The organism is Terriglobales bacterium (genome assembly GCA_035651655.1).
Lineage (GTDB): Bacteria > Acidobacteriota > Terriglobia > Terriglobales > Acidobacteriaceae > DASRFG01.
On record DASRFG010000035.1, the window covers coordinates 102,572 to 114,404 of the forward strand.

Annotated in this window: 7 protein-coding genes; 5 read left to right on the forward strand and 2 right to left on the reverse strand. The window is 56.3% G+C overall.

The features are described 5' to 3' along the window. The first annotated feature begins 10 nt into the window (after positions 1–10). Positions 11–3,115, forward strand: a complete 3,105-nt coding sequence (locus tag VFA76_16945) for a type ISP restriction/modification enzyme (GenBank protein HZR33534.1) — start codon at positions 11–13, stop codon at positions 3,113–3,115. 283 nt (positions 3,116–3,398) lie between these two features. After that, positions 3,399–3,743 (forward strand): hypothetical protein, encoded by a 345-nt coding sequence (locus tag VFA76_16950; GenBank protein ID HZR33535.1) that lies wholly within the window; start codon positions 3,399–3,401, stop codon positions 3,741–3,743. Between the two features lie 146 nt (positions 3,744–3,889). Here the strand turns inward: VFA76_16950 and VFA76_16955 are convergent, their stop codons facing one another. Then, entirely contained in the window at positions 3,890–4,228 is a 339-nt protein-coding gene (locus VFA76_16955; GenBank protein HZR33536.1) for a PilZ domain-containing protein, read from the reverse strand. A 210-nt stretch (positions 4,229–4,438) separates the two neighbouring features. Then, the gene (gene dinB / locus VFA76_16960) at positions 4,439–5,692 is read right to left on the reverse strand and encodes a DNA polymerase IV (GenBank protein HZR33537.1); all 1,254 of its coding nucleotides are present in this window, start codon (positions 5,690–5,692) and stop codon (positions 4,439–4,441) included. A gap of 437 nt (positions 5,693–6,129) precedes the next feature. Between dinB and VFA76_16965 the strand changes: the two genes are divergently transcribed. From VFA76_16965 to VFA76_16975, 3 genes are all read left to right on the forward strand, one after another. Continuing rightward, on the forward strand, positions 6,130–6,870 hold the full coding sequence (locus VFA76_16965; GenBank protein ID HZR33538.1) for a PilZ domain-containing protein: 741 nt from the start codon (positions 6,130–6,132) through the stop codon (positions 6,868–6,870). A 140-nt stretch (positions 6,871–7,010) separates the two neighbouring features. Continuing rightward, positions 7,011–9,878: a tetratricopeptide repeat protein gene (locus VFA76_16970; protein HZR33539.1), complete on the forward strand. Its 2,868-nt coding sequence runs from the start codon at positions 7,011–7,013 to the stop codon at positions 9,876–9,878. After that, positions 9,875–11,815: a CRTAC1 family protein gene (locus VFA76_16975; protein HZR33540.1), complete on the forward strand. Its 1,941-nt coding sequence runs from the start codon at positions 9,875–9,877 to the stop codon at positions 11,813–11,815. Before VFA76_16970 ends, VFA76_16975 begins: the two co-directional genes overlap by 4 nt. The last annotated feature ends 18 nt before the right edge of the window (positions 11,816–11,833 follow it).

Consider the following 11,833-nt stretch of genomic DNA (forward strand, 5'->3'; position numbering starts at 1 on the left):
ACCATCTAATATGCAACACCTGAATCTCAAGCCCAACCACAAGCCGGTTAAAGATTATTACGCCGCCCTTGGTCAATATGGACATCTGTACGTCGACCACGAAATGGCAGTTCGCTCCGCCTTCGGTGCCCTACTGGAGAAGTGCGCCCGTCAGTTTGACTGGACACTAGTTCCGGAATACTTATTCAAGCGGCCAAAGGCGTCACCGCTTCGGGTTGACGGCGCCCTGCTCGACACATTCCGTCTTGCCCGTGGCTACTGGGAAGCCAAGGACGAACATGACGACCTCGCCAAGGAGGCGCAAAGGAAGCTCGAGCTCGGTTACCCACGAACAAACATGCTATTCCAAGCGCCCGAGCGCGCCATTCTCTGGCAGGGCGGTGTTCGCAAACTCGACGAAGATATATCACGTCCGCAGGCGTTGGTCGATGTTCTTAAACAGTTCTTCGACTACCGCGAGCCCCACCATCAGGAATGGGAGGACGCGGTTCAAGATTTTTCATCTCGGCTGCCTGAGATTGGAGACGCTGCAAAAGCACTCATCGAAAGGGAAAGGCGTACCAATCTAGCGTTCGTCGAGAGCTTTGATGCTTTTTATGAACTCTGCCGCCAAACAATCAATCCCAACCTCAGCAAAGATGCAGTTGAAGGAATGCTCATCCAGCACCTTCTCACGGAACGCATCTTCCGCAAAATTTTCGATAATCCTGATTTTACGCGCCGCAATGTCATCGCCGTCGAGATTGAAAAAGTCATATACACCCTCACCGCGCGGGCTTTCAACCGGGATGCATTCCTGCGCGACCTTGATCGTTTTTACAAGGCCATCGAACTAAACGCCCAAGATGCCAAGGACTACTCGGAAAAACAAACGTTCTTGAACACGGTCTACGAGCGCTTTTTCCAGGGCTATTCGCCTAAAGAAGCAGATACCCATGGAATTGTCTATACGCCGCAACCCATCGTTAATTTTATGGTGCGTAGTGTCGAGGAAATCCTGCAGAAGGAATTTGGCCGCTCCTTAAGCGACAAGGAAGTACATATTCTCGACCCATTCGTGGGCACTGGCAATTTCATCATGCGCGTGATGAAGGAAATTAAGACCTCCGCCCTGCCGCATAAGTACGGAAATGAACTCCACTGCAATGAGGTCATGCTTTTGCCTTACTATCTTGCCAGCATGAATATCGAACACGAATATTTGGAGCGCATAGGTGAGTACAAGCCATTTCCTGGAATCTGTCTTGTGGACACATTCGAGCTTGCTGAGCCAGAGCAGCCATCGCTCGGATTTATGACCGCCGAAAATGCAGTACGCGTGAGGCGACAGAAAGAATCTCCGATTTTTGTCATTCTGGGCAATCCGCCTTATAACGCCTGGCAGGTGGACGAAAACGATAACAACAAAAATAGAAAATATCGCACGCTGGATGCCAAAATATCTTCCACGTACCGGAAAGATTCCAAGGCAGGTCTTACCATCGCGGTCAATGACCCATATGTAAAGGCAATACGCTGGGCATCTGACCGCATCGGCGAAGAGGGGATCGTGGCATTTGTGACCAATAACAGCTTCATAGATCAAGCTGCCTTTGATGGAATGCGCAAACACCTGGCCCAGGATTTCAGCTCGATATATCTTCTTGACTTGGGCGGAAACGTTAGAAAGAACCCCAAGCTCTCGGGAACGATAAACAACGTGTTCGGAATCCAGGTCGGTGTAGGAATTAGCTTGTTCATACGACACAAAATGTCCGCGAGTCAGGAACATGAATTATGGTACGCCCGAGTGGACGAATGGTGGCGTAAAGAGCAAAAATACAATTTTCTCGATGCCGCAGGAGCCAGGGCACGCATTGACTGGAGCCGAATTGTACCGGACTCGAAGTTCAACTGGCTTACGACCGGGCTGCGGAAAGAGTTCGGCTTGTTCCTGCCCCTCGGAAATAAAGAAACCAAATTTTCCGACGAAGGGCGCACAATATATGGCGTATTTAGCAACGGCGTAAAAACCAACCGCGACGCGTGGGTCTACAATTTTTCGCGTAGTAATCTAGAAGCAAACATGCAGCGCATGGTCGAAAACTATAATCGGGAAGTCATTCGGCTCCGCCATGCGAATCCTCAACCAAAGAATATCGATGAGTTTCTGGACCCCGATCCAAGACGCATCGGTTGGAGTGGGGATCTAAAAGCTGCTGCTAAGCGCGGCGAGCTTGCTGAGTACACTACGACTCGGATCAGGAGGGCATTGTACCGCCCTTTCACCGAATGCACCTTCTATTTTGACAGGTTACTCAACAACAGTGTCTATCAGTTCCCGACCATTTTTCCTGACGAGAACTCGGAGCAAGAGAACCGGGCTATCTGTTTGCCCGGCATTGGCAACCGTATGGGATACAGCTGTTTTGTAACGGCTCGCATTCCGGCACTAGATTTCGCATTCGAGAAAGCACAGTGCTTTCCCTTCTATACCTATGCTGAAAGTGGCGGTAACCGCCGGGAGAACATCACGGACTGGGCACTGGACCAGTTCCGTTCCCACTACAACGCTTCAATCAACAAATGGCAAATCTTTTATTATGTTTATGCCATTCTGCATCATCCAGCATATCGCGAGCGCTACCAAGCGAATCTAAAACGAGAACTGCCCCATATCCCCTTTGCGCCTGACTTCAATGCCTTCTCCAATGCAGGCGAGCGCCTGGCTGGCCTGCATATTAATTACCAAAAGCAGAAAGAATATCCGCTAGAAAAGATGGAAAAGCCAGGAGAAAAACTCGACTGGCGTGTTGAAAAAATGCGGCTAAGTCGCGACAAAACATCTGTCTTCTACAACCGGTTCCTGACTTTGAGGGGTATTCCTTCGGAAGCGTTCGAGTACCGCCTCGGAAACCGCTCAGCCTTGGAATGGATCATTGATCAGTATCAGGTCAGCACCGACCAGCGTAGCGGCATTGTGAATGACCCGAACCGAGTTGATGATCCCGAATATATCGTCCGCTTGATCGGCCAAGTGATCACTATCAGCTTGGAAACCATGAAGGTTGTCAAGGGCCTTCCCGATTTGGGACTCCCCGCCGAAGATAAAGCTCAAGCGCAAACTGTTCAGTGAAGTTTTCCCTTGCACAATATCCACGCAAATCGCTACGTTGCTCGTGTACCTATTTTTGGAAAAGACTAACTGCTTGTCGCTCAAGGTTTTCCAGCAAGCGCTCTCGATCCAAAGATTTACACCCCGACCATGCTCCAAATCTTTGATTCCACTGCGGCGACAGGGGAGGGGGGTGGGGGGTATGCGTCACACGTTGGTTGCCATTCCCAACCGCCTGCCCGTCGATCGTGCCCTCTGTTTTTTTTGCTTGAAGTAAATGCTTGAAGGAAGAAAGAAGGAGACTATGCCAGAGGTCGTAATTCCCAGTTGCCAGCACATCAAGCCCAATGGCGTGCCGTGCGGCTCGCCCGCGCTCCGTACCAAGAAATTCTGCTACTTCCACGACCCCGGCCGGGGCTCGTTTACCCGCTCCGCCCGTGCACGCGGGTTTCGCACGTTGGAGGAGATGACTGAATTTCCCATCCTGGAGGACGCCATTTCTATCCAGTTTGCGCTGATGCAGATCCTGCGGGAGCTCCTTAGAAACAAGCTGAATCCGAAAACCGCCTCGCTCATGCTCTTCGCGCTCCAGATCGCCTGCATGAATAAGCGTGATATGCGCGCCGAGCGACGCGCCGAGGCGAAGTAGCGGTTGGGTGTCGCCCCTCCGGGGCTCGGGTTAATTGTGGCGGTCTACCCAGCGCTTACGCGCTGGGCTAAATTCTGTTCCGCCCCTGCGGGGCTGGGGTGGATGACATCGGCTGTCAAATTACCCGATTCCGCAATTACGCGGCCTTACAATGTGCTCCACGAGCCGCACAGGCGTCGAATCGAGCTCCGCTGCGCATCTCGCAGCAGAACGAATTCGAAGCCGTGGGTGAATCCATGCAGATTGCGAACTGCCCCATAGACGCGCAGTGCATTTGCCAACTCCAGAAACACTACTTGTCCAATGTTCAGCTGCTGCGGCAGTACGATTCCCATGCCGCCTTCGCTCATCACCCGGCAGCGTCCGGCAAGCGTCAGATAGGGAGAGCCTTCCCACTGCAGCAGCGCGCTCACGGACCGATCAACCACGTAGCGCGGGAAACGACGAGTAGTGGAGTATTGCTGCACGGATTGCAACGCGGACATTTGGTTCCTCGCTCCGAAGTACTCAACGACTTACACCGGAAGTGGAGAGTGCAGTTGGGGTACCAATCTCCGGGAGGGCGTAAGTGACTGATTGGATGAGCTTCTCGGAGGTCGACTGTTTCTGCCGTTGGTAACGTGAGCGAAATGCGGTTTGCGGAATGACAGAGAGTGTCAAGCGAGTGCTTCGCCAGGCCACGCTCGTCCGGGTGTTCATTGGCCTTTCGGTTTTTTGCCGGGCAAACCCGCAGGGTTCTCGTGCACACGCTCGCGGAAACGCGCCTTCAGGCCGCCGCCAAGCGACACCGCCGATTCGCCATATTTATCGCGCAGGTGGTCCGCGGCGGAGAGTGCTTGCCGCCAGCGCTGATTGCGCTCGCCATCGAGCAGGTCCAGCTGGCCTTCAGAGTCGCCGAAGGAAGAGACCTGCACTCCCAGGAGCCGCACCGCCGCTCCCTTTCGCCAGTTTGCACGGAAAAGCCCGCGCACCTGCTCGAGAATTTCTGTATCAAGTTGCGTCGAGTGCGGCAAAGAATGCGCCCGCGTATAGGTGCTGAAGTCGGAGTAACGCAACTTGAGTTGAATGGTTCGAGCGTGCAGCTTTGCCTCGCGCAGCCGTCGCGCCACCATCTCCGTCAAGCGTGCCAGGGTGGATTCCAAAACCTGCGGATCGGCGGTATCCACAGAGAAGGTATGTTCGTGGCTGATAGATTTGGGATCTTCGTCGGCGCCCACCTCGGAATCGAACCAGCCTCCGGCGTCTTCGCCGCGCGCCTTGCCGGCCAGTGCCAATCCCCATTTGCCAAAGCGCTCTTGCAGAAAATTTTCATCGAAGCGACTGAGATCGCCGACGGTGCGAATGCCAAGCCCATGCAGGCTTTGCTCCGTTACCTTGCCGACTCCCGGGATACGCCGAATCTCCAGTGGCGACAGAAAGCGCGCCTCGTTTTCGGGCAAGACCCAGAGCACACCGTTGGGCTTGGCTTGATCGGAAGAGACCTTTGCCACCAGTCGGGAGGTTGCGATGCCAATCGAGCAGTTCAATTTTGTTTCCGCCTGAATCGCCTGATGCAGGTTCGCCGCCGCCCGCAAAGGCGGTCCATGAAGACGTTCGGTGCCGGTCATGTCGAGATAGGCCTCATCAATCGAGACCATCTCTACTTTGGGGGAGAAGTGCTGCAGCACGCCGTAAACTCGGTCGGAGTATTCGCGATACCTCTGGGGATGGCCATCAACAAAGATGGCATGGGGCGCGAGCCGCGCGGCCGTGCGCAACGGCATGGCCGAATGCACTCCGAACTTGCGCGCCTCGTACGACGCCGCAGAGACCACGCCGCGTTCGTCCCGCTGACCCCCCACAACGACCGCTTTGCCCTTCAACCCGGGATCAAACAGCTCCTCAACCGAGACAAAGAAGGCGTCCATGTCCAGGTGGAAAATGGTGCGCGTAAAGGCAGGGGAGGACATGGGACTTCCGGACCGTGGAGGTTAGCTTATCGCAAAAATGGTTTGCTACAACCGCGCATCGGCAGTGAAATTTGGCGCAGAAATTAAGAGGGGAGCGACGGTTGCCCGTCGCTCCCCTTGGCTCGCACCCTCCCCCGAGGTACTCGCCAAACTCGTTGACTTCAACTCTCGAATTCTCGATGACGGTAGCCTCAAATCCAGAGGCGCTGACGCCAATCACTGGCATTCCAGCCCGTCCACTGCAGCGAATCCTAGCGGTCGCTCAAATTTCAGGCAAGGTAACGGAGGTAATAGGTAGTTTCTGCAAGCCATCTTCTGTTAGTCGCAGGGAGAGCGTTCCACAACGCCACGCGGCGCGTAACCTCGCCTTATTACCTACGAGACTTTACCGTAATCGCGAAGGGCCGTACTGTTGCGCCATCATGTCGAGCGCAATCATGCCTCTTGAATGTTTAGTGGTCTCGCGGCACCAGCCTTCGATTCGCGCCTTGGGCGCGGTGCTTGAGGAGTTGCACATTGCCAGCGAAATCTGCTCCGAGCCGCAACACGCACTGGATCAGATGGAGCGCCGCCATTTCGGCGCAGTCGTGCTCGATTTCGATACCCGCGGCGCGGCCCAACTGTTGGCGTCAGCTCGTATGACATCAACCCATCAGAAATCAGTAATCTTTGCCGCCATCAGCCGCTGCACCGCAACCGGCAGCGCTTTCGAATTAGGCGCCAACTTTGTGCTTTACAAACCGCTGACCGGGGAACAGGTAGGCCGAGCTTTGCGCGCGGCACGCGGGTTCATGCGTCCGGAGCGCCGCGAGTTGGCGCGCCATCGCATGGAGGCGCTGGCATATATCAGTTGGGACAAAGAGTCGCCCTCTCCCGCCCTGCTTATCGACGTGAATGAAAGGGGAGTGGCGATCCAGGCCGCTGGCCCAATCTCTGCAGCCGGTCCCGTGCAGGTACGACTTCTTTTTCCAGGAACCTTGATCGAAGCTAAAGGCGAAATTACTTGGGCTGATACCCAAGGCCGGGCTGGCATTCAACTCCTGGAGCTTGCGCCACGCGACCGTCGCGAACTGAAGAACTGGGTAACCACTCAATCCGAGAAGGGACGGACGGTTCCTGCCAATGGGCATCGTACGAAAGCCCGCGCAATGGCGGCCAAGCAGGGCGGATACCGTTAGGCTGAACCACATTCCTGCCGGTGGCCAGCCACCCCGGCCCTCGACACAACCACCTCAAAACAGCTAAGCTGTCCCGTCTCCCCAACATCCAGAAGGCGCGGAGCAAGTTGGGTGTAAGCCATTTAAGTTTATCTGGTCCAATGTCACTCCCCGAGAGGCCTCGCTTTCACAAACTGCTGACCGTACTCCTCGCTCTACTGTTCTGTTCGGCGGTTTATCTCTTTGCGTGGCCGCAGCCCAACATCTTTTATGCCGGAGTCGTGGTCTTGCACGTCGTGGTGGGACTGCTGACCAGCATTGTCCTGGCTATTACGGTGTGGCGGAAGTTGCGTCAGGAAACCGCGATTGCTCGGCTTGGCTGGGCGCTGCTTGTGGCTGGCGCTGCGCTGGGTTTGGTCCTTATTTATACCGGCACCCCACGCAGCGACTGGAACCGGCTGTATCTCCACATTGTGCTGTGCACCGCGGGAGTGGGCTTTCTGCTGGCTGATTGGGGCGGCCGTCGCGGCTGGCTACGTAATGTTCCGGCAGCAACAGTGGTACGCAGTATCGCGGTGCTCGCGTTGCTCGCTGGGCTGGGCGCTGCGGCTTGGTACACCCGCACAGCGGTCTGGCAGCGGAGCGCGCGGATTCAGAATCCGGACATTCCTCCCGCCAGCATGGACGCTGAGGGCGACGGCCCCCAGGGTGCCTTCTTTCCCAGTTCAGCCCAGGTCAAGGGTGGGGGAAAGATTCCCAGCAAGTTCTTCATGGAGTCGGATTCCTGCAAGCGCTGCCATGAAGATATCTACAACCAGTGGTACAGCTCGGCCCACCATTTTTCTTCCTTCAACAATCAGTGGTATCGCAAGAGCATTGAATATATGCAGGACGTAGTCGGCACGCGGCCTTCAAAGTGGTGCGGCGGCTGCCATGACCCGGCGGTGCTCTACAGCGGGATGATGGATACGCCGATCCGGCAGATCATCCATACTCCGGAAGCCCAGGCAGGACTGGGCTGCATGATGTGCCACTCCATCGCGCAGGTCAAAAGCACCATGGGTCAGGGCGACTTCTACTTGGAATACCCCAAGCTTCACGAACTGGCGGCTACGAAGAATCCGCTCGCTCGCCGTGTCCATGATTTCCTGGTCAACTTGAATCCGGAACCGCACCGCAGAGTGTTTCTGAAGCCATTTATGCGGCAGCAGACCGCCGAATTCTGCTCTAGTTGCCACAAAGTCCATCTCGACGTGCCGGTGAATCATTATCGCTGGATCCGCGGCTTCAACGAGTACGACAATTGGCAGGCCAGCGGCGTCTCCGGCCAGGGAGCCCGGTCGTTTTACTATCCCGCCAAGCCGCAGCAATGCGCCGATTGCCATATGCCGCTCGCCGCCTCCAAGGACGCGGGCAATATCGCTGGGTTTGTGCACTCCCACCGATTTCCTGCCGCCAACACTGCGCTTCCCACCGCCAATGAAGATGCCGCACAGCTCAAGCTCACAGAAAATTTCCTGAAAAACAACGCCATGAGCGTGGATATCTTCGCAGTCTCGCCCGCGCGCTCCAAAGCCGAAGCGACCATGGCTCCCCAGGCCGAACTGGCGACAACTTTTGCAGTAGGTGAGGAAGCGGAGGCCAAGCCAACCAAAGGTGAGTCAGGCGCCGCCGCTCCGGTTACTGCGCCGCTTAACCGCGTTCAGGCGGTGGTTCGCCGCGGCGATGATGTGCTGGTGGACACGGTGGTCCGCACGCGCAAGGTGGGACACTTTTTCCCCGGCGGAACGGTTGATGCTTACGATGTCTGGCTGGAACTGAAGGCCACCGATGATCGCGGGCAGACGCTGTTCTGGAGCGGGATGGTGGAAGACAACGGCAAGGGCCCGGTCGAAGCTGGAGCGCACTTCTATCGCTCCTTGCAGGTGGACGCGCACGGCAATCCCATCAATAAGCGTAATGCCTGGGCCACCAGGTCGCTGGTTTACGTCCACTTGATTCCGCCGGGCGCGGCTGATACCGCTCACTTTCGCCTACACATTCCTGATAATGCGGGCGACAAGATCAAACTGCAGGCCCGGCTGTGCTATCGCAAGTTCGCCTGGTGGAACACGCAATTCGCGTTTGCTGGTGTGCCCGATCCCAAGCAGTCCAAAGTCTCTGATCCGCAACACCCGCTTACCACGCCTGAATACGACGACACACACTATTCGATCAAAGGCCCGGTGCGAGACGTCTCCGCCAAACAACAGGAAATTCCTGACCTGCCCATCGTGCCCGTGGCCGAAGACGAAGTTACGTTGCAGGTCGCGCCCCGGGCAGCACCCACGCCGCAGCCCAAGGTAGAACTCCAGGCAGCAGATTGGACGCGCTGGAACGATTACGGGATCGGCCTACTGCTGCAAGGAGATTTGAAAGGCGCTGCCGCCGGGTTCGAGAAAATCACGCAGATTGATCCTAAAAATCCAGACGGTTGGGTCAACATCGGAAGAGTGGCCCAGCAGGAAGGCGACATGGAACGTGCCCGAGTGGTGCTCGAGAAAGCACTCGCCCTTGCTCCCAATCTCGCACGCGCAAACTTCTTTTACGCCAAGGTGCTGCGAAATGATGGTCGCTATGAAGAAGCAGCCCAGCATCTACGGACCGTGCTCGAGCAATATCCGCGTGACCGCGTCGCGCGCAATGACTTGGGGCGAATTTTGTTTCTACAACGCCGCTATGGCGACGCGGTGAAGCAGTTCCAGGCAGTGTTGTCGGTTGATCCCGAGGATTTGCAGGCGCACTACAACCTAATGCTTTGTTACACGGGAATGGGTGACGCCAAACAGGCACGCGAGCACCAGCTACGCTATCTGCGCTTCAAGGCAGACGAGGCTGCGCAGACAATCACCGGACCCTATCGGCGCTTGCACCCGGAAGACAACAACGAGCGGCAGCCGATTCACGAGCATGTCTCGGTGCCGCTAGCGGCTTTAAAAGCAAAACCAGGTGGGTTGAGAACGTCGGCCGCATCAGGAGCGGGCCGGTGATTTTCTTCTCAGGGGCTAAAGCCCAACATTTGGGGCGGCTTTATCGCACGGCTGAAGCCGTGCGCCTCCACGGGGGTGCGATGAAGCCGTGCGCTTCCACGGTGGTGCAATCGGTATCGGGGGCTGGCCGGAGGAAATATCGGGAAGAGAACGAGCAGGCCCAATCTTCTTTTTCATCGTCAGGGGCTAAAGCCCAAGATTTGGGGCGGCTTATCGCACGGCTGAAGCCGTGCGCTTCCACGGTGGCACGATCGGCATCGGGGGTCGTTCTATTGGGGCTTGCAATCTTTACGCTTGCCACTCCCCTCGTTGCCCAGAACTCCAACATCCGCTTTCACGATATCACCCAAGCCGCGGGCATTCACTTCACCCACAACAACGGCGCCTTCGGAAAGAAATATCTGCCGGAGACAATGGGTCCGGGATGCGCGTTCATTGATTACGACAACGACGGCTGGCCGGACATTCTCCTGATCAACGGCCAGGATTGGCCCGGCCACCATATTCACCATTCCACGCTGAAGCTCTTTCACAACAACCACAACGGTACGTTTACCGACGTCACTGCGAAGGCCGGCCTGGCAGTCGAGATGTTCGGCATGGGGGTTGCGATCGGCGATTACGACAACGACGGCTATGACGATATTTTTGTCACCGCCCTTGGCCAGAGCCGGTTGTTTCACAACAACGGCAATGGCACTTTCACGGACGCAACCAAGGCCGCCGGATTGTTGGGCCCGAACCAATTCAGCACCAGCGCGGCATGGGTGGATTATGATCGCGACGGGCGGCTCGACCTGGTTGTCGCGAACTACGTCCAGTGGTCGCAGCAGAACGATTTGTTCTGTACTCTTGATGGCACTCACAAGTCCTATTGCACGCCGGAGTCGTACAAGGGCGACTCCGTCCGCCTCTGGCACAACCTCGGGAATGGCAAGTTTGAAGACGCTACCCAGAAGGCGGGCTTTTTTGATCCCACGTCGAAGAGCCTTGGCTTGGCCATTCTTGATTACAACCAGGATGGCTGGCCGGATATTCTGATCGCCAACGACACGCAACCCAACAAGCTCTACCTGAACAAGCAGAACGGTAGTTTCGAAGAACGCGCACTGCCTGCCGGCGTGGCCTTCAGCGAAGACGGTGTGGCGCGTGCTGGCATGGGGGCAGATGCCGCCGACTACGACCGCTCCGGGCGGCCGAGTATTCTCATCACCAACTTTGCCAACCAAATGGTTTCTCTTTATCACAACGAAGGAAATGGCCTGTTCGTGGACGAAGCGCCGCGATCGGAAGTCGGTCGCGCCTCGTTGCTCACCCTGGGTTTCGGATGCTTCTTCTTCGACTACGACCTCGACGGCTGGCCCGACATCTTCGTCGCCGACGGCCACATTGAGAATGAAATTGAGCGCGTGCAGAAGCGTGTGAAATACGCCGAGCCGCCACATCTTTTTCGCAATCTTGGAAACCACCGGTTCGAGGAGGTGACCAGTTCTCTCGGACCAGCATTCAGCTCTCCCAAAGTCGGTCGTGCGGCCGCGTATGCCGATATTGACAATGACGGTGACCTCGACCTTCTCATGACGACTAACGGCGGCCGCACCTACTTGTTCCGTAACGACGGGGCCACGAACCACAGTTTGCGCATCCGCCTAACAGGGACAAAATCCAACCGCGACGGTATTGGTGCAGTTGTGCGGATTGTTGCCGGGGATGAGAAGCAGTGGCAAATGTTGCGCAGCGGCTCCAGTTATCTCTCGCAAAGTGAGCTGGTTTTGACTTTCGGCTTGGGGACGCGAACCAAGGTTGATTCGATAGAGGTGACTTGGCCGAGCGGACAGGTTGACAAGCTCACGAACGTGGCCGCCGATCAGACGGTCACCATTCAGGAAGGCAAAGGTCTCAGCGCATCACGATCTTTTTCCAAAAGATCGCAATAGTTGGTAAGCTGTTGCCGC

Bases quoted from the DNA above. Each gene is read 5' to 3' on its own strand.
- VFA76_16945 (HZR33534.1), top strand. From the start codon at position 11: ATGCAACACCTGAATCTCAAGCCCAACCACAAGCCGGTTAAAGATTAT.
- VFA76_16950 (HZR33535.1), top strand. From the start codon at position 3,399: ATGCCAGAGGTCGTAATTCCCAGTTGCCAGCACATCAAGCCCAATGGC.
- VFA76_16955 (HZR33536.1), bottom strand. From the start codon at position 4,228: ATGTCCGCGTTGCAATCCGTGCAGCAATACTCCACTACTCGTCGTTTC.
- dinB (HZR33537.1), bottom strand. From the start codon at position 5,692: ATGTCCTCCCCTGCCTTTACGCGCACCATTTTCCACCTGGACATGGAC.
- VFA76_16965 (HZR33538.1), top strand. From the start codon at position 6,130: ATGCCTCTTGAATGTTTAGTGGTCTCGCGGCACCAGCCTTCGATTCGC.
- VFA76_16970 (HZR33539.1), top strand. From the start codon at position 7,011: ATGTCACTCCCCGAGAGGCCTCGCTTTCACAAACTGCTGACCGTACTC.